Genomic DNA, 18,540 nt, shown 5'->3' with positions numbered 1-18,540 from the left:
ACGTTGCTCGATTGTGCGCGTTAGTCGCTGATGGAGGCGGTGTAGTAGCTGGCATAAGCCACGCCGTTATACACTTCGCCCTTCAGCTTCGGGGACTGCACGTAGATCCGCTGCACGATCTGCGTTCTCGGAATGAAATAGCCCTGCTCGAGCACGTATTTCTGCAGCTCATCGAGAAGCGGGCTGCGTTCGTCGACCGAGCCGGCGCCGGCGATTTTGTCGCGCAGTCCGTTGAGCGTTGTGTCGCGATCATCAAGGGCGAACCAGTTCTCGCCGTTGTTGGCGTTGGTGAGAATGCTGGCGACGGTGCCTGCATCGATGAAGCTGCGCGTCACCTCATAGGTTGGCACGGCCGCGCCACCGAACTTCACCTTTTCGCCAAAGGTCACGACGTCGTAGGCGCGGATGGCGACTTTCCAACCGAGCTTGCCGAGCTGCTGGGCGATGAGTTCATCGACCGACTTCGATGTCGCGAGATAGGGATTGGAGTGGATTGTCAGCGTCAGCGGTTTGCCGTCTTTGGTCCGGATGCCATCGGCGCCCTTCACCCAGCCAGCCTCATCGAGCAGCTTTTCAGCCTTTGCGGGATCATAGGCGAGGAGACTGCTATGGTCGGTCGCGCCCGGCACGTTGCTCTGGATGAAGGACGTGGCGAGCTTCCAGTCCGGTGTGTAGACAGTGTCGATGATTTCCTGACGGTTTATGCCGGTCTGAAGTGCCTGACGAACCTTCACGTCATCATAGGGGGGAAGCTTGGTGTTGACGGCCCAGCCATTGACGAAGCCGAGATAGCGCGGCGTCGCGACGGTAAAGCCCTCCTCGTGCAGCGACTTCAACTCTTGGGGCGAAGCATTGTAGGCGACATCGGCCTGACCGGACTGGACTGAGGCGACACGCAGGGACGGTTCCGACACCAGCTTGTAGGTGATGGTGTCGAGGAAGGCCGGGCCGGTATGGCCAACGGCTGCCGGACCCCAGTTATAATCCTTGCGCTTGACCAGCTTGACGTAATCGCCCTCCTTCCAGGATCCGACCACATAGGGACCGCTGCCGGAAGTCTTGCTGAGGTCCGCCTGCTGGGTTGCCGGCTGGGCGATGGTCTTCGGGGAAATCAGGATCGAGCCGTGGTAGCCAAGCGTGGGAATAAAGCCGAGCGTCGGTTTCTTGAAGAAGACCTTTACCGTGGTCGCATCAACCGCTTCTGCATGGTCGTAGGTCTTGGGGAAGAGACCGATCGGGTTGATGCCTTCGGCCTTGCGTCCGGCATACCAGATGTCGAGATTGGCAACGACCGCCGCCGCATCCAGCGGCGTGCCATCGGAGAAGGTCACGCCGCTTTTGAGGTGAAGCGTGAACTCAGTGGCCTTGTCGTTCTGTTCCCAGCGCTCGGCAAGCCAGGGGCTGACCTTACCGTCGGCATCGACATAAAGCAGCTTGTCGGTCACATGGCCCCAGATATGGCCCTGAAAGCTGGAGATGGCGCTGTTGTTCGGGATCCAGGTATCACCGAGTGAATCGATGAGGAAGGTGATGTCACCACCGTTGCGCGGGCTGTCGGCCGCCTGAACCGGTGCAGGCCCCACCGCCGTCAGAAGCGCGAATGCACCTGCGAGAGTGGTTGTCAGCAGACCCCGTCGGGAGAAAGAAAAGAATGAAGACCTTATAGTCATTAAAAAAATCCTGATTGGTCGAGTTGTGTCTTGTCTTTGTGATTTCAGGGACCACCGTCGCTCCACGCCTGTCGATTGCGGACACGGGAAGGCGTTCACACGGTAGCCTGCCGGTGGTTCAAATGTTCTGAAATCGGGATAGATGTGCCTGCATTGCCTCTTGGAGGCTCAGGCCGGCGTTACGGCGTCGCCGTTACTGCTCAGCCTTTGCCGGCTCATTCGATCGCAGGCCGTGCTTGCTGATACATCGTGCGGTCATGACGCGGTCCCTTTGTTTTTGATATTCGGATCGTGGCACCTAACGTAGCAGGGTGGTCGAAAGGAGAAAGACCAGTTGTTCTTTTTCTATCGAATTAATGGATTATTTTGTCACGGTTTCCGAAGGTGGTAGGATCAGCTTTTCCGGGGCTCGTTATGCCCGCCGGTGGGCATTTTCGGTCAGTGCCGGAACACCGCGGCCGTGGGTAGAGCAGGCGGAGACAATCACCGCCCCGTTACCGCTTTTGCAAACGTCATCTTTTCGAAAATCCGCACCGGCGGTGCTTCTCCGACAAAACGCTCGACTTCCACTCTGGTGATCTGCCCGGTTGAACCCTGCGCCAGTTTCGAGGTGCCGATGTCGCGCGTCAGGATGTTCGGATTGCCGTGAATGCACATGGTATGCTCTGCCTGCGGGTCATGCGGTTCGAACCACGCGCCTGTTGCCAGCTGCATCACGCCGTGGCGCACATCCGTGCTCAGAACAGCTGCGGCAAGGCAACTGCCGCGGCTGTTGAACAGCCGGACGATGTCGCCATCGGCAATGCCACGGCGGGCGGCATCTTCGGGGTTGATGCGCACTGGCTCCCGGCCCTTGATCTTGGTGGAGCGGCTGAAAGCGCCATAGTCGAGCTGGCTGTGCAGACGCTGATGCGGCTGGTTGCAGACCAGATGCAACGGATAGAGCGCTTCGTCTTCCGATTTCGTCCTGCCGGGATACCATTGTGGATGGCCGCCGCAATCATCATAGCCGAAACCTTCGATCGTCTCGGAGAAGATTTCGATTTTGCCGGACGGCGTCTTTAGCGGAAAGGCGGAAGGATCGTTCCGGAACGCCCGCGCCGGCCCGCCATCATCCGGCTTCAGCGGCAGACTTATCTCTCCACGCTGCCAGAATGTCTCGAAATCGGGAGCCTCGTGCCCACCTGCGGCAAGCGCTTCGCGTGTCGTTTCGTAGAGGAAGGCAAGCCATTCCCGGCTGCTGCGGTTTTCGGTGAAGGTTTCAAATTTGCCGAGGCGGCGTGCGATCTCGGAGAAGATTTCATAGTCGTCGCGCGCCTCGCCAACCGGCTCGATCAGCTTTTTCATCGCGATCATCAGGGGATCGCGGTCGGCGGCGCCAATATCGTCGCGTTCCAGCGTCGTTGTCGCCGGCAGCACGATATCGGCGTGCCGCGCCGACGATGTCCATGCGGTCTCGTGGACGATGATAGTCTCCGGCCGTCTGAAAGCTGCCCGCAGCCGGTTGATATCCTGATGGTGGTGGAATGGGTTGCCACCCGCCCAGTAAACCAAGCGGATATCGGGATAGTGCATCCTTTGGCCGTTGTAGTGATATTCCTCGCCCGAATTGAGTAGCATATCAGCGATGCGTGCGACCGGAATGAAATCTGCCACCGGGTTTTTGAACTGGTTAAGTGTCGGCAGGGGAACGGCAAGCAGGTTTTTGCCGACATTGCCCAAAGCGCCGAGGGAATAGGAATATCCGCCGCCGTCGAGGCCGATCTGCCCGAGCATGGCGGCCAGCACGATACCCAGCCATACGGGTTGTTCGCCATAATCGGCGCGCTGAAGTGAATGGCTGACGGTGATCAATGTCCTTGCGCCCGCCATGGCGCGGGAGAGTCTTCTGATCGCGTCGGTGTCGATGCCGCAAATGCCGGATGCCCATTCGGGGCTTTTTGCGACGCCGTCGGTCCGGCCCAGCAGATAGTCCTCGAAACGTTGATAACCGACGGTATAGCGGTCAAGAAATGCGCGATCATGCAGGCGCTCGGTGACGAGAACATGCGCAAGGCCGAGCATCAGCGCAACATCGGTGCCGGGTGTGATCGGCAGCCATTCCGCGTTCAGCTCCTTCGGGAAATCGTCCTTCAGCGGGCTGATGAGCACGAAGCGCGCGCCGCGTGCGCGTGCGCTATGCAGCTTCTGCGGTACGACATGCACGCTGTTGCCGCCGCCATGCACATCCGTGTTCTTGATCGCCATGCCACCGAAGGCGACGATCAATTCGCTGCTGCGCTCGATTGCATCCCAGGTAACGCTCTTGCGGTCGAAATGATCGTAAGGTCCGAGCACATGCGGAATGATGACCATTGCCGCGCCGGAGGAGTAGGTGTTGACGGAGCGCACATATCCGCCAAGCACATTCAAAAAGCGATGAACCTGGCTTTGCGCGTGATGGAAACGCCCGGCGCTCGACCAGCCATAAGACCCGCCGAACACGGCTCGCGGGCCGTATTCGGCGTAAACGCGCTGAAGCTCTTTTGCGACGAGGTCTGTCGCCTGCGGCCAGCTGACTTCCACATAGTCGTCCACCCCACGCATTTGCGCGTTGCCGGGTTTTCCCTCAAGCCAGCCACGCCGGATTGCCGGGCGCCGGATACGGGCGGAACTATCGGCGACCGCCGGTAGATTGCCAAGCAAGGGCGAAGGGTGCGGATCGCCGGGATGTGGACGGATATCCAACTTGCCGTCACTGTAGCGGCCGGAAAACGCACCCCAGTGAGAGCTGTGGGTCTTGTAAGTGTCCATCTGCGAAATCCAGTGCGATCAATGTGTTTCTTGGCGGCTGCGCGAGTCTGGGCTCGGCAGAATTTTACCCGGATTCATGATGCCGGCCGGATCGATGGCGTTTTTGATGACGGCCATGAGGTCCAACGCATCGCCGTGTTCCTGTCGCAGATAAGCGATCTTGCCGGTGCCGACCCCGTGCTCGCCGGTGCAGGTGCCGCCGACCGAGATGGCGTGTTGCACCATCTTCTTGTTGATCGCAGCCACCTCATCGAGTTCGGTCTGGTTTGCGGGGTCGACAGCGAAGACCACATGATAATTGCCATCACCCACGTGGCCGAGAATTGCGGCGGGCACACTGCAGTCTCGCAGCAATTCACGGGTCCTGACGATGCAACCGCTCAGTTCAGAGACGGGCACGCAGACATCGGAGGACCAGCCCTTGGCATTCGGGCGCTGTGAAACCACGGCGTAAAATGCATTGTGACGCGCCTTCCACAGGCGATTGCGGTCTTCCGGCGCATTCGCCCATTCGAAATCCCTGCCGCCATTATCGTCCACGATAGCGGCGACCATTTCGACCTGTTCCTTCACGCCGGCCGGCGAGCCGTGGAACTCGAAGGCGAGTGTGTCTTCGATCTTGAGGGAAAGATTGGAATAGGCGTTGACGGCTGCAATCAGGCCACGGTCCATCAATTCCATTCTGGCGACGGGAATGCCGAGCTGCACCACCGCGATGGCTGCGGCAACTGCCTGTTCGACACTTTCGAATGAGCAGAGCGCTGCCGAGATGGTTTCGGGAATTCCATAAAGTCGCAACGTCACTTCCGTGATGATGCCAAGCGTCCCCTCCGAGCCGACGAAGAGCCGCGTCAAATCATAGCCCGCCGAGGATTTACGCGCCCGCCCGCCGGTGCGGATCACCTGTCCATTGGGCAAAACGACCGTCAGCGACAGCACGTTTTCACGCATGGTGCCATAACGCACGGCATTGGTGCCGGAGGCGCGTGTTGCGGCCATGCCGCCGATGGAGGCGTTGGCGCCCGGATCGATCGGAAAGAACAGGCCAATGTCGCGTAGATGCGTGTTCAATTGTTCGCGCGTGACGCCGGCCTCCACCGTGCAGTCGAGGTCCTCGGCGCTAATGCGGACGATCGTCGACATGCGTGACAAATCGACCGAAACGCCACCGCGCACGGCCGTCAGATGGCCTTCGAGCGAGGTGCCGGTGCCGAAGGCGATGACGGGAACACCTTCGGCTGCACAAAGCCGAACGGTTTCCGCCACATCATCCGTGCTTTCGGCAAAAACGACGGCATCGGGGACAGCAGGCGTATGATGGGATTCGCCACGGCCGTGCTGTTCCCGCAATGCCTGCGCTGTGGAAAAACGTTCGCCGAAACGATTACGCAAAGCTTCTGAAAGAGCGGAAGATAACGCGCTCATCGCAGGGCTCCACGTGGTGCCGGCGGGAAAAGAAACATGGGAAACTCCACAAGAACAGTCCGGAGAGAGCCGCAAACCGGGCGCAGGCATGAGGCAACGAGCGCACGGTTTTCGGTAAGGATCAGGCGACCAGTTTTTCGCCCTTGAGATGGCGTTCGAGGAAGGGCAGGCTGTCCTGCCCCCAATAAAGCTCGTCCTCGTAACGGAATGTCGGAAGCCCGAACACGCCGGCCGTTTTGGCGGCCTCGTAATTGGCGGAGCGGATGGCCGCGACAGTGTCGCTTCCGCCGCGTTCGTCCAATGCCGCGCCGTCGAAACCGGCTTTGTCCGCGATTGCACGGCGGACGCCAGCGTTGCCGATGTCTTCGCCACGTTCCCAGAAGGCTTCCTGAAGCGCCTTAGTCAGCTTCAGCCAGTCTTCGCCGGCCTCGATGGCAGCAATGACCATGGAGCCCGCAGGCGTGGGATCGGAAAGGGCAGCGCGGTTATCGAAGTTCAGCGACTTGCCACGTAGTGCTGCCCACCGTTTCAAATCCTTGGTCCAGTAAGCACGGCGCGCCTCCGGCCGATTGCGCGAATAGATCGCGCCATTATCCTCGATCAGCGGTATGACATAGGGGCGGATCGTGGCGTTCTGCTCACCGGCAAGCGCGGCGAAAGGTTCCAGGCCGAGGAAGGCCCAGGGGGAGCCGATGCCGAAGAAATAGTCGATGGTCTTTGTCATGCCTTGTCTCCTGCGGATGTCTGGCCGGTTGCGAGATCGAATACCGAGAGCGCACAGTCCCGGGCGATGAGAACGGCATGCGGATCGCGCCCAACCGCGACCGTGGCAAGTGCGCCCTCGTAAAGAAGCGAAAGATGAGATGCCGCCTGATCCGGCCGCACGCCGGCCTTCGACATGACGGCTTCGAAAATGTCCCGCACCATCCTCTTATGGGTTCGGGCCACGGTGACGACCCGTTCGGAATCGCCGTGTTCGGCGACCGCGAGAGCAAAGGCGCAACCTCTGAATTCGGGGCTGTCCGCCTTCTCGTAAAGCCGCTCGAAAATCACCCGGAGCTGATCCCTCGGATCCGTCGTCGCGGTCAGAACATCCTGCAGCGAGCGAATGACGCGGTCGTGGCGGTCCTGAAGATAGGCGGCGACGAGGTGATCTTTGGACGGAAAATGGCGATAGAGAGTGGCTTTTGCGACCTTCGCTTCTTCAATGATGCGATCGATCCCGACTGCCCGGATACCCTCGTTGTAAAATAGCGCACCGGCGGCGGTGAGGATCTGGTCTGGTATGGCTTCTCTCATCTTATCGCTTCAGTCTGGTGGTTTTCATGGGAAGAATAGCCCGCACGCATCATTGCGCGGCGGCAAGACCGGTTGTGTCGCGATCACGGAGCTGGCCGACAAGAGACCGGATCGCGTCAAGCGGCAGCGCCTTCGAGAAGCCGCCCTGATGCGCCAGCCTGCCGGCAAGAGCTTGGACGGCCTCGTTGTAAGGCGTCGCGATGCTGTGCAGACGGCCGAGCAGCACGATTTCACCGTTGAGAAAATCGACCTCGCTGGAGGCGCCCCGGGCAAAGCTCTGCCAGGTCGATTGCTGGCCGGGCTCGATGCCGCTGTTTTGAGCGATGCTCCAGCCTGAAATATCGACGGTCCGTTCAGAATGAGAGGCGAGATTATAGCCGGCTACCTCAAGTGTCTGACGAGCTTCACTGACCAGCGCTTCGGCGATCGAAGTCCGCAGATCGTCCTCCCCTTCGAACAGATCCAGCACATTGCGAACATTGTGAAGCAGTTTTGCCGATTTCCAGCGGCGGATATCGTTGCTGGTTTCCGCAAGATAATTGGCGCGGGTGAGGTCTGCGGCAATCTCCTTTGCCGTTTTATCGGAACCGGCTGGGAAACGCCCGATGGTGACCACGCCGACCTGCGGATCGCCGGCCGCGGCAACCGCGCCCGTTTGCGTAAACCGGGCGGGGGTCAGAATGCTGGCGCCATAGACATTGGCGAAGGTTCTAAGCGCCAGCGCTTCAGTCGCCAGACCGTTCTGAAAGGTAACCACCGGCAATTGAGCGGCCGTTACACCATCTGTGCCCGATACCTCACGCCACGACCAGTCCGCCAGCGTGGCTGCCGCATCCTGGGTTTTGACGGTCAATAGCAGGATATCGTCGAGCGTCAGTTTGGGCGGTTCTGACACATCGAAGGCATTCAGCCTTATCTGTCGCGTGCCCGAGGGGCGCTGGTAGCTCAGACCCTGTTTGATGATGGAAACGATTTGTGTGCCACGCCCAACCAGAGCATATTTGATGCCGGTAAGCTCGAACTGTGCGGCAAGGCTTGCGCCGACCGCGCCTGCGCCGATGATAACGTATCGTGTCACCTTTTCCTCCAATTCAGTCGAGCCGATGTTGCCTAACGGCGGTCAATGATGACAGCTAAACTAGGCATGAGGAGCGCTTCAAGAAAGACAGGTCGTTCTTTTTCTATCTATTTTATAGAAAATAATTTGGCGTAGGGAAGTTTTGCGATCACCTCATTCCCGACAGTAGTCATGGCGCGGGGAAAACCCGATGGGCTTCCAACAGCGCGCACTGTCAGCGGGCGGGCAGCGGGTGCAAACCCGCCGGGATTTTTCAGGTGGCAGCCTTGAAGAGAACCGTCACGACGGCTCCGCCATCCTGGCGTGGGCCTATCTGCAAATCGCTGTCATGCGCCCGGGCGATGGCGCGGGCAATCGACAGGCCGAGGCCCGTGCCACCGGTCTTGCGGGCGCGTGACGGCTCTGTCCGCCAGAAGAGTTCGATGCCGTGCGCCTCGATGCCCGGGGGGAAGCCCGGACCTTTGTCTTCGATTGTTATGAAGGGGCGTCCCTCCCGGATACCGGTTGAGCAGAAGAGGCTCTTTCCGCTCGCCGCATAGCGGCGGACATTGTCCATCAGGATGAGCAGCAGCTGTTGAAGGCGTTGAGGGTCGCCGCTAATGGGAGCCGTCTGCAGCGACATATCGAGACGAATTCCTGCCTCTTCGAGAAGAGGTCGCGCCGCCTCCGCCACGGCCGCGCATTCGGTAGCGAGATCAAGTGGCCGCATCTCCGTAACGAGGCTGTTGGTTTCCGCCAGCGAAAGCGTCCGCAGATCATCGACAAGACGCGCAAGCCCCTCCACATGGCCGATGAGGTGGCGAATGGCCTGCTTGTCGAGCGGAAAGACGTCATCGGCAATGCCGTGCAAACGGCCTTGCAGGATGGTCAGCGGGGTGCGCAGCTCGTGGGCCACCGCCATGGTGTTGAACTTCAACCGGCGCTCCATCATCTGAAGCTCCTGCGTCAAAGTCTCGAAACTGTCGACCAGAAATGCGACTTCGGCGATGCGGCTCGCCTTGATCTTTGCGCCTCCGCTGAAGTCGCCGGTCGCCATGCGTCGCGCGGCATCTGCAAGCTCGCCGAGAGGTGCTGCAATGCGCCGGGAGATGAAATAACCAAGCAAGCTGCACAGGAAGACACCGAGCAATCCGAAGAGGAACACCGATTTGAGAAGTTCGCTATCTGCCTGGTCCTCAAGGCCCGGTAAAACCTCGATAAGGGCCTGAAGCTGGCGCTGATCCGGCATCACGCCCCGGTCAATATCCGAGAAAGCCTTGGCGGCATCAGGCGACAGTTCGGCAAGGACGCGCTCCTCAATGGTGTCCGAATACCAGGAAACGCCGAAATAGACCAACGCAACCGCAAAGATGAGCATTGTGGTGATTGTGATCGCCGTCATCGTGCGCAGGCGGAGCCGCCGGAACCTCATGATGTCTGCTCCCTGGCAAGTCGGTAGCCGATGCTGCGCACCGACACCAGATAACCGCCAGCACCGTGATCCGTCAGTTTTTTACGCAGATTGGCGATGTGCGTATCGACCGTGCGTGCCAGCGCATCGCTTTCCGGCAGGCAGGCATCCAGAAGATCGGCCCGCTGAAAGGCATAGGTGGGGCGACGCGTCATATGGGCAAGAATTCTGAATTCGCTGAGCGTCAACGGCAGAACGGTTCGTCCCGTATCGTTGCACACAGCCGCGATGTAAGCTTCGGTATCTATTTCGATGGCGCCGAAACGCAGGATCCCGCTGCCAGTCGGCTGACGCGAGCGTTTTAGAACGGCATTCACCCGGGCGACCATTTCCTGCGGGTTGAAAGGCTTGACGATGTAATCGTCGGCACCCAGGCGCAGACCGGTCAGCTTGTCCATATCCTCGGCAAGGGCGGTGACCATGATGATCGGCGTATCACGCTCCCGCCGGATGCGCGTCAGCACATCGATGCCATCGAGCTTCGGTAGCCCGATGTCGAGAAGAATGAGATCCGGTCTCAACATGGAGAAATGCGTTACCGCCGTTTCCCCATCCCCGGCTCTTACGGTTCTGTATCCATCGCGAATGAGATAGGCGTCCAGAATCTGCATGATATCAGGATCGTCTTCAACGATGAGAATGAGCCCTTTGTCCATGCTAACCCTGCGAATTCACTAATGTTACCCGTTTTATTGCCGGGACGCTAAGCCGACACAAAGCGCCGGGCAAGAGTCGTCGCCCGAGATAGATGCTGCAGGCACGCTTTTCCTCCTCAGTCTTGGGGGGACCTCCGCAGAACCTTGACATTTCTGCGGAAGAAAGCTGGCCATGCACCAGTATCTCTCCCACAAAACCGAACAGAAATGGCCAAGCCGGCCCGAAAAGCCAAAGTTCCGCTTTGCCGTCATCGACACGGCGCGCCAGACTTTCGCATGGGTTTCCGGCAGCCCGTCCCTGCTCGCGCTTTCGTCCACGCTGGCAATGATGGTCTTCTTCACCGTCAGGCCGGATATCGATCTCGACGCCAGTCGCTGGTTCTGGACAGACGGTTTTCGTCTTGGCGAGGATCAATTCCTGGTTTCAGTCCGCGATCTGAACCGCGCGCTTCCCGCTATTTTATTGTCCGGGCTTGTCTGCCTGCTCCTTGTCATACCGTTTGTCTCTGGCTTGCGGCGGGCAGTCCGTCCTCACAAATTGCTGCTTATTCTCACCTTTTATGCGCTGGGGCCGGGTGCTACCGTTCACGTCCTGAAGAACCTGTTCGGTCGGGCCAGACCGCGACATATCAGTGAATTCGGAGCGGATTTGTTTTTTACACCCGTTCTTTCCCTTGATGGCAGCTGCACGCGCAATTGCTCTTTTCCATCCGGCGAAAGCGCTTCCGCAATCGCCCTGCTGGCTTTCATCATCCTGCTGCCGGAAAAATTCCGCCTGAGTGTGACAGCGATCTTGATGCCGTTCATCGTGCTTTGCTCATTGAACAGGGTGGCCATGGGCGCCCACTTCCTCTCCGATGTGCTGATTGCATGGCCACTGATGCTCGCCGTGTTCCTTTCACTGCATCGGCTGTTCACGAAGCATGGGGACGCGATCGACGCTGCGTTTCTGCGCAAATTCATGGGAACACGGCATGGCGCCGAACAAAGGTCATGCCCCGAGCAATGAATTTGTGTTCGGGGATCGGCCGCCGCCTGCTCAAATCGCACATGCCCGTGCCTGTTGGTCTGGCACGGGCATGCTCAGGCTGAGATTGCCTTACTTCACCTGGGCGACGACCAGCTTGCCGTCCGCACGTTCGGCGACGAACTCAATGTTCGCGCCTTCCTTGAGCTTGGCGAGCAGGGCGTCGTCCTTGACGCGGAACACCATCGTCATGGCCGGCATGTCGAGGTTCTTCAGTTCCTCATGGATGATGGTGACTTTCTTGGCCGCAGCATCCACCTTCTTCACCGTGCCTTTGGTGAATTCCTCTGCGAATGCGCCGAAGGGAGCGGCAAGCAACAGTGCGGCTGCTACGGTGATTTTAACGATCGTCTTCATGGTCAGGTTCCTTTTGTCGATGGGTTACTTTGCCGAAACTTTGAGATCGCCGCGCATGCCGGCCTCGTAATGTCCGGGTTTCAGGCAGGCGAATTCGAACATGCCGTCATTGGTGAATTTCCAGATGATTTCGCCGCTTTCGCCCGGCGCAAGGCTGATCGCATTCGGATTGTCGTGTTCCATTTCCGGGGCCTTCGCCATCGCGGCCTTGTGCTCCAGATTGGCGCTCTGTTCGTCGAGAATGAATTCATGGTCCAGCTCGCCGACATTCTTCACGGCAAAACGCACGGTCTTGCCCTTCTTGAATTCGAACTTGGCGGGGGTGAACAGCATCTTGCCGTCAGGTGTTTCTTTCATCGTCACCTGGATGGTCTGGGTTACCTTGGATTTTTCACCGGGTTCGCCGATCGCCATCGCTTCATGGCCGCCGCCGTGGGTGCCGGAGGCGAAGGCGGGCGTGGCAAGAGCGGTGAGAAGCAGTGCAAGTTTCAGTCTGGTCATTGCGTTTTTCCTTGGTTCTGTGGGGGTTGTGGTGTGCACGATCAGCCGTGTTTCATCGGTTTCGGCGTGATCTGTGTTTTTGGATCATTGGTCTTTTGGGTATCCGGCACGTCGCCGGTCCATTCCCAGGCCTGAGTTCCGGGCGGGTTTTGGTACCAGCCGGGGTCCGAGTAATCGCCCGCGGAAATGCCTTCGCGAACCTTCACCACGGAGAACATGCCGCCCATTTCAATCGGGCCGTGGGGCCCCCAGCCGGTCATCATGGGAACGGTATTTTCGGGGATTTCCATTTCCATCGCGCCCATATCGGCCATGCCGGCGGTGCCCATCGGCATATATTCCGGCCGGACCTTGCGGATCTTTTCGGTGACGGTTTTCTTGTCGACGCCGATGAAGGTCGGGACGTCATGCCCCATTGCGTTCATCGTATGGTGTGACTTGTGGCAATGGATTGCCCAGTCACCGACATATTTGGCGTCGAATTCATAGGCCCGCATCGCGCCGACGGGGATGTCGATGCTGACCTCTGGCCACCGCGCCTCGGGCCGCACCCAGCCGCCATCGGTGCAGGTCACCTCGAAATCGTAACCGTGCATATGGATCGGATGATTGGTCATCGTCAGGTTGCCGACCCGTACACGCACCCGGTCGTCCTTGGAAACCACCAGCGGATCGATGCCCGGAAACACCCGGCTGTTCCATGACCACAGATTGAAATCCGTCATCGTCATGATTTTCGGCACATAGGAACCGGGGTTGATGTCGAAGGCGTTGATCAGGAACACGAAGTCGCGATCAACAGGCATGAATGCCGGGTCCTTCGGATGGATGACGAAGAAGCCCATCATGCCCATCGCCATCTGCACCATCTCGTCCGAATGCGGGTGGTACATGAAGGTGCCCGACTTCACGAGATCGAACTCGTAAACGAAGGTCTTACCGACGGGGATGTGTGGTTGCGACAGGCCGCCGACGCCGTCCATGCCTGACGGCAGGATCATGCCGTGCCAGTGGATCGTCGTATGTTCCGGCAGCTTATTGGTGACGAAAATGCGCACCCGGTCGCCTTCCACGGCCTCGATGGTCGGGCCGGGAGACTGGCCGTTATAGCCCCAGAGGCGGGCGATCATGCCCTCCGCCATTTCGCGCTCCACCGGCTCGGCGACAAGGTGGAATTCCTTGACGCCATTGTTCATCCGGAAGGGCAGGGTCCAGCCGTTGAGGGTGACGACCGGGTTGTAATCAGGGCCGGTGGTGGGCTTGACCGGCGCCTGGGTCGCGGCCGTTTCCATCACGGCTGCTTCCGGCAGGCTGCTATTCGATGTTTTTGCCCAGGCGGCCGTGGAGACCATCGCGGCGCCGACGCCCAAAAAGTTTCTTCTATTGAACATGGTCGTTTCCTTTCTCAATGTCCGCCACCGCCGCCACCAGCGGCGGCAACTTCGGTCTCTCCGCCAGCCGTACCCGCGCCGCCGCCATAAATGGCGGGAGCAAGGCCAGCTTCCGCGAGCCAGAAGTCACGTTTGGCATTGATGGCGAGCAGGTTCGAATTGACCTTTTCGCGGCTGTCGGCGAGCAGTTCGAAGGTGTTGGTGAGCATGCCGTTATAGGTCAGCAGCGACTCCTCCTCGATCTTGGTTCGCAGCGGCACCACGCTGTTGCGATAGTGCCGGGCGATATCGTAGTTCGAGCGATAGGCCTGATAGGCCGAGCGGGCTTCGGAGCGGATATTGACCGCTTTTTCCGCCAGCAGGTTTGCCGCGCGCATATAGGAGAGTTCGGATTCCCGCATTCTTGCCCGACCGGAATCGAAGATCGGAATGACGAATTCCAGCTCTGCGCGGCCCGTCGTCTGCTTGTTTATGGCGTCTTCATCGCGCTCGCGTTCGGTCTCGAAACCGGAACGAAGCTCGAGATCGGTGACATATCGGGTGGCTTCGGTGAGCTTGAACGACCGGGCGGTCGATTCCAGATCGAGCTTCGCCATCTGCAGATCAACGCGGCGTTGCAGCGCCTCCGCCTCGATCATGTCGCGTTTGGCGAGATCTTTTGGAAGCTGCGGCAGACGGTTGGGGATGGCGTATTCGATATCTCCTCCCCAAAGGCCCATCAGCCTTGTCAGTTCTTCCTTCGCAAGGCGGGCCTCAAGCCGCGCCTTGGCGATCTGGCCAGTCAGTTCGGCGTAGAAGACCTGCTCACGAGCCTGACCTTCCTTGTTCAGCGAGCCTGCCTCGCCAAGCTTTTTGGCAAGTTCCGAGGCGGCATCCGCCGCAGTCTGCGCCTGAGCCAGCTGGCCGACATTTTCCCATGCCGCAACCGCCGTGATCCAGGCACGACGGGTGTCCGCTGCCAGCTGCAACGTCTTAAACGCGGCTGCGAGCTGCGCCTTGCGGAAGCCGGTGTCGGCAATCTCGACGTTCTGTTTGAGGGTGGCCAGCGCCAGAATATTCGTGACGATCACGCCCTCGATCGCCTTGTAGGCCCGGAGCCCCGGCGTGCCGATGCCCGTCAGCCCGATGCCGACTCTCGGATTGACCAGCATGGTCGATTGCCAGGCGGTTGCGGCAGATTCGCCGAGATCCGTATAGGCCGCCTGAAGGCCCTTGTTGTTGAGCAATGCAACCTGAACCGCCGTCTCGACATCGATGGTTTTCGTTGCCATCAGCGACTTGACGCGGGTCTGGGTTGCCTGCGCCTCGGCCCGGTTCTGTATCCAGACCGTCTGCTTCCCGGTCGCTTCGGATGTCTTGGCCGAGACGGTGGTGAAGCCGGCGTTCTTCGAGGTGTAGTCGGCGGCGGTGACGCAGCCGCCAAGAACGAGCGGAACGGAAAGGACGGCCGCGAGTTTGAGCGCGCGTATCGTCATGATGCGTCTCCTTTCGGAGCCTGCGCATCGTTCTGGTTACGCCAGGGTTTGGGGTCCACCGGGGCGCGGTGCGTATAACCGGTGACCGGTGTCTGGTAGCGCAGAGGTGCGACGCCGAGCGACGGGTTCGCCGCGTCTTGATACGAAGCGGCCTCGTTCATCGAGGATGTGGCTGTGCAGCCGCCCAGCAAAAGGGGCGCCGCAACCACGATGTAGATAGGATTCATGGTAATGTCCGAACAGGAGATGCAACGGCGTGAGGGCGCTAAAGCCGCTCACGCACGATCATTGCCCGAGAGGCGGGCTTTGCCTGTTCAGATATTCGGTGGACGGTGAAGCAGCGGGATCTGGCCCACGGTCTTGCTGTCGTCGAGGAAGGAACGGATGGAAGTGACGACGGGGCCGCCAAGGGTGTCATGCGCAATCAGCACAGCCATGCCGAGACAGAAATCGTTGCAGCATTGCTGCTTGACGGGCTTTTTAACGCCGCTGTCGTGGTCTGCCGCATCCATATTATGGTGATTGTCGGACATCATGGCCGAACCGCCATGGTCCATCATCGCGCCGTGATCCATCATCATGGCGGATTGGGTATGCTGCATTTCCGCAGCATCTGGAGCATGCATTGCGGCATTGACGGTGGAAACGCTGTAGCCTGCCAGTGACAATATCATCACCAGTCTAAACAACAGGGCCATCAATTTCGATGTTCGCAACATCCCACGCATGCGTTCTAGAAGAGCCGCAGTCCCGGAGTTTGTCAATGGATATCATTTATAACCATCGATAAATATCACGTCAGCCGGTTGCCGAACCTCATGCGATATCCATGAAGGCATCATCGAGAATGAGGAGCTTGCGCGCCTGCGTGCGGGAATATTCCTCATAAAAACCATGCGAGATCCAGAGTGCGGAACGGCCCTTGCGTGCACTCCAGCCGATGCCGCCGATCAGTTCGGCCGCTGCAAGCTTGCGGGCGACATGGTTTCGGGAAAGGGCCAGTGGCTCTGCCAATTGTGACACCGTTCTCACATCGGTCAGGTGTCTGCCCTGCTCGGGTGGGTTTTCCCAGTCGATGCCGGCGATCAGGCGGTCCATCAGCAGCCCGCCCGCATCGAACCAGTTGAAGATGATCGAAAGCGGGCCGGGGCAGCGCACCTCCGGATTGGAGAGAAGCGCCTGTGTCACGCGGGGATGGATATGTGCGAGCATGGTGTCCGACCGCTCGATGAACCTTGAGGCCCTGAACCCCTCGTCGATGAGATCAAGCGCCTGAAAATGCACGTCGTACCATTGGGCGAGCATCGCCAGGGTCGGCGGCGAAGGCACTACTTCGTCGGTCTGCCCTTCGCCCGATTGGTTCACCGGCCTTGTCAGCCCGCGTTTCAAAGCCTCTTCGAAGAAGGCATAAGCGACATCGTGGCTGGCGAGGCCATGCCGGAGCGCGAGATGGCCGAAATCTTCCCGCGTCAGGGTCGGTTCGCCCATTGCGGTCTCACACATGTCACGTTTTTGAAAATAGAGCGCTAACAGTGCATGGCAAAGAAGCCGGCTCTGGCGCGTGGCAAAAAGCACGGTCATGTCCGGCGAGCCTTCGTAAAGGGTGATGAAACTTCCCGCCAGCAGGCGCAGCGCCGTCCTGAAAGACTCCGTTCGAAGCAGCCTGTCGATTTCGCTGGGTGGTAAGCTGCGGCGCAATGCGGTTACATCCGGTAACCCTGAAATTGCGAAATCGAAAAAATTGGTCATGGCAGCGCCCCTCGAATTGCCCCATCACCCTTCTTGCGGGGTGTTGTGGAATTGTATGATCCATCGGCCTTACAGGGACCGGGATGAGGCGTCTTCTCATTGCGCGCAGAGGTGAAATTTATGTCTTCGGCAGGCTGATAGTGCGGGCTTCGCCTGGTGTCATGCCATAGGTATTGCTGAACACCCGGTAGAAGGTTGGAAGACTGTCGAAGCCGCAGCCATAGGCGATCTGGGTGATCGGCAAAGTGGGAAACTCCAGCAGAGACCGCCGCGCTTCCTCGATACGCATGGAGGCGAGGGTGCGCGAAAACGACAGTTCCGCGCCTTCGAAAACGACGTGCAACTGCCTAAGCGAAATGCCCAGTTCCTTTGCCACCGTGGCAGGTGTGAGGGTCTGCCGGGATTTTTTCCGCATCATGATGTCCTGGGCCGCATAACAAAGCCCGGTGCGGAGTGCGGCGCGCACCTCCGGCATGGCGGTCGAAAGCCGCCCGCGCGCCGTCATGGCAAGACGGGCGATATGCACCACATCGCGTGCGGGATCGATGAGCCTGCCGTTGTCGGCGTTCAGCGCATCAAAGAGCGCTCTGAAGGGTCGGGAGAAGGCGGTATTGTCGGAATAACGCGTCGCAAACAGGTCATCGGCCGCCTGACCGAGCATCACTTCGTAGTCGACGGGGATCTTCAGCATCTTGTAGTGAAAATCCGCCTCGTCGCCCGGTATCGCGTCATAGGGCAAGTCCGAATAATTGATCGTGATGTCGCCACCGCTAACGGCGTGCACCCGGTCTCTGCCGGCATGCAGCAACCCCGAACCCTTCACCTGCAAGCCGATGCAGAGGCTGTCACCGGCAATGCGGGCAATATCGGCTTGCGTACGGTTGACCCGGTAAGAGGACGCGCGCATTTCGCTCACGACAGCACCGGCAATGGCGCGTGCCTGAAACGAACCCTTGAAGGCGTGGCGACGGTCCTGCGCCAGTTCGATCGTCACGCCGAACAGGCTTTTGCCGCGCACCTCGCGCCATTGGTCGAAACGGTGCTCGGGCTGAAAATCCTCGGTTGCGAAACGGATAATGGTGTTCGTGACTTGGTCCTCCCCGATGATCCCGCACCCGGCGGCTTATTTTTCCGTTGCGCGAAATTGAAGATGAACGAGCGGATAGGGTCGCCCCTGTCCGTCGAGGTCGGAGCGCCCCGTCGGCTCGAAACCCAGCCGACGATAGAAGCCCATGGCTTGCGCGTTCTGTTCGTTGACATCGGTGGTCAGCGCAGGGTGTGCGGCGAGCGCTGCCTGGACGAGCGCCTTGCCGGTTCCCTTGCCGTGATGGTCAGGGTCGATGAAAAGCGCCTCCATGTGCCCTTCATGCAGAAACATGAAGCCAAGGGGCTGATCCGATGCATCCACCGCGAGCGTTAAAGGGACCTCAGGCAGAAAAGCCGTCACTTCTTCCTCGATCGCGATGCGATCTGCCGGGTGCAGGAAATCATGGGTGGCGTCGACGGCCTTGCGCCATATTTCAAGGATGCGGGTCGTGTCGCGGATGTCGGAGGAGCGAAGTGTAATCATGCTTCATCCTTAGCAATTACCGGCTTTTCACGCCATGGGGCCATTCCGCTCTTGTCCACAAAGCGTGTTCGCATTGGCTGAATTTCCGTGTCGAAACCC

General features: G+C 59.4%; 18 protein-coding genes. 1 reads left to right on the top strand and 17 read right to left on the bottom strand.

What is annotated here, in order from left to right:
• Nucleotides 1-20: 20 nt before the first annotated feature.
• The 8 genes from RBH10_RS03680 to RBH10_RS03645 all read right to left on the bottom strand — a co-directional run bounded on the left by RBH10_RS03680 (nucleotide 21) and on the right by RBH10_RS03645 (nucleotide 10,371).
• Nucleotides 21-1,670, bottom strand: a complete 1,650-nt coding sequence (locus RBH10_RS03680; protein ID WP_306180421.1) for an ABC transporter substrate-binding protein — start codon at nucleotides 1,668-1,670, stop codon at nucleotides 21-23.
• A 483-nt stretch (nucleotides 1,671-2,153) separates the two neighbouring features.
• Nucleotides 2,154-4,463 (bottom strand): molybdopterin guanine dinucleotide-containing S/N-oxide reductase, encoded by a 2,310-nt coding sequence (locus tag RBH10_RS03675; RefSeq protein WP_281038981.1) that lies wholly within the window; start codon nucleotides 4,461-4,463, stop codon nucleotides 2,154-2,156.
• Nucleotides 4,464-4,481: 18 nt separating this feature from the next.
• Entirely contained in the window at nucleotides 4,482-5,888 is a 1,407-nt protein-coding gene (locus RBH10_RS03670) for an FAD-binding oxidoreductase (RefSeq protein WP_281038982.1), read from the bottom strand.
• Between the two features lie 121 nt (nucleotides 5,889-6,009).
• Nucleotides 6,010-6,612, bottom strand: coding sequence for a 2-hydroxychromene-2-carboxylate isomerase (locus RBH10_RS03665; protein WP_281038983.1), 603 nt, complete (start codon nucleotides 6,610-6,612; stop codon nucleotides 6,010-6,012).
• On the bottom strand, nucleotides 6,609-7,187 hold the full coding sequence (locus tag RBH10_RS03660) for a TetR/AcrR family transcriptional regulator (protein WP_281038984.1): 579 nt from the start codon (nucleotides 7,185-7,187) through the stop codon (nucleotides 6,609-6,611). Before RBH10_RS03660 ends, RBH10_RS03665 begins: the two co-directional genes overlap by 4 nt.
• A gap of 49 nt (nucleotides 7,188-7,236) precedes the next feature.
• Nucleotides 7,237-8,265 (bottom strand): ketopantoate reductase family protein, encoded by a 1,029-nt coding sequence (locus RBH10_RS03655; RefSeq protein ID WP_281038985.1) that lies wholly within the window; start codon nucleotides 8,263-8,265, stop codon nucleotides 7,237-7,239.
• A gap of 253 nt (nucleotides 8,266-8,518) precedes the next feature.
• The gene (locus tag RBH10_RS03650) at nucleotides 8,519-9,676 is read right to left on the bottom strand and encodes an ATP-binding protein (RefSeq protein WP_281038986.1); all 1,158 of its coding nucleotides are present in this window, start codon (nucleotides 9,674-9,676) and stop codon (nucleotides 8,519-8,521) included.
• Nucleotides 9,673-10,371, bottom strand: a complete 699-nt coding sequence (locus tag RBH10_RS03645; RefSeq protein ID WP_281038987.1) for a response regulator — start codon at nucleotides 10,369-10,371, stop codon at nucleotides 9,673-9,675. Before RBH10_RS03645 ends, RBH10_RS03650 begins: the two co-directional genes overlap by 4 nt.
• Before the next feature lie 172 nt (nucleotides 10,372-10,543).
• On the opposite strand from RBH10_RS03645, the gene RBH10_RS03640 reads away from it, so the two are divergent.
• On the top strand, nucleotides 10,544-11,380 hold the full coding sequence (locus tag RBH10_RS03640; protein WP_306180420.1) for a phosphatase PAP2 family protein: 837 nt from the start codon (nucleotides 10,544-10,546) through the stop codon (nucleotides 11,378-11,380).
• A 90-nt stretch (nucleotides 11,381-11,470) separates the two neighbouring features.
• On the opposite strand, the gene RBH10_RS03635 is transcribed toward RBH10_RS03640, so the two are convergent.
• From RBH10_RS03635 to RBH10_RS03595, 9 genes are all read right to left on the bottom strand, one after another.
• Entirely contained in the window at nucleotides 11,471-11,755 is a 285-nt protein-coding gene (locus RBH10_RS03635) for a copper-binding protein (RefSeq protein ID WP_281038989.1), read from the bottom strand.
• Between the two features lie 24 nt (nucleotides 11,756-11,779).
• Nucleotides 11,780-12,256 carry a plastocyanin/azurin family copper-binding protein gene (locus tag RBH10_RS03630; protein ID WP_045015621.1) on the bottom strand — a complete coding sequence of 159 codons (477 nt, stop codon included), beginning with the start codon at nucleotides 12,254-12,256 and terminating at the stop codon, nucleotides 11,780-11,782.
• Between the two features lie 41 nt (nucleotides 12,257-12,297).
• Nucleotides 12,298-13,647 (bottom strand): multicopper oxidase family protein, encoded by a 1,350-nt coding sequence (locus RBH10_RS03625; protein ID WP_281038990.1) that lies wholly within the window; start codon nucleotides 13,645-13,647, stop codon nucleotides 12,298-12,300.
• 14 nt (nucleotides 13,648-13,661) lie between these two features.
• A complete protein-coding gene (locus RBH10_RS03620) occupies nucleotides 13,662-15,122 on the bottom strand; it encodes a TolC family protein (protein WP_281038991.1) in 1,461 nt (486 codons plus the stop codon).
• Nucleotides 15,119-15,349, bottom strand: a complete 231-nt coding sequence (locus tag RBH10_RS03615) for a hypothetical protein (RefSeq protein WP_281038992.1) — start codon at nucleotides 15,347-15,349, stop codon at nucleotides 15,119-15,121. The genes RBH10_RS03620 and RBH10_RS03615 overlap by 4 nt, the downstream gene beginning before the upstream one ends.
• A gap of 87 nt (nucleotides 15,350-15,436) precedes the next feature.
• Nucleotides 15,437-15,850 carry a hypothetical protein gene (locus RBH10_RS03610; protein WP_281038993.1) on the bottom strand — a complete coding sequence of 138 codons (414 nt, stop codon included), beginning with the start codon at nucleotides 15,848-15,850 and terminating at the stop codon, nucleotides 15,437-15,439.
• 88 nt (nucleotides 15,851-15,938) lie between these two features.
• Nucleotides 15,939-16,871 (bottom strand): hypothetical protein, encoded by a 933-nt coding sequence (locus RBH10_RS03605; protein WP_281038994.1) that lies wholly within the window; start codon nucleotides 16,869-16,871, stop codon nucleotides 15,939-15,941.
• A 118-nt stretch (nucleotides 16,872-16,989) separates the two neighbouring features.
• The gene (locus tag RBH10_RS03600) at nucleotides 16,990-17,889 is read right to left on the bottom strand and encodes an AraC family transcriptional regulator (RefSeq protein ID WP_281038995.1); all 900 of its coding nucleotides are present in this window, start codon (nucleotides 17,887-17,889) and stop codon (nucleotides 16,990-16,992) included.
• A gap of 105 nt (nucleotides 17,890-17,994) precedes the next feature.
• Complete coding sequence (locus RBH10_RS03595; protein WP_281038996.1) at nucleotides 17,995-18,441, bottom strand: acetyltransferase; 447 nt, start codon at nucleotides 18,439-18,441, stop codon at nucleotides 17,995-17,997.
• Nucleotides 18,442-18,540 lie beyond the last annotated feature (99 nt).

Source organism: Rhizobium sp. AN73, assembly GCF_030757975.1.
GTDB lineage: Bacteria > Pseudomonadota > Alphaproteobacteria > Rhizobiales > Rhizobiaceae > Agrobacterium > Agrobacterium arsenijevicii.
Note: the sequence above shows the minus strand (reverse complement) of the source record. Positions and strands in the feature narration are given on the sequence as shown.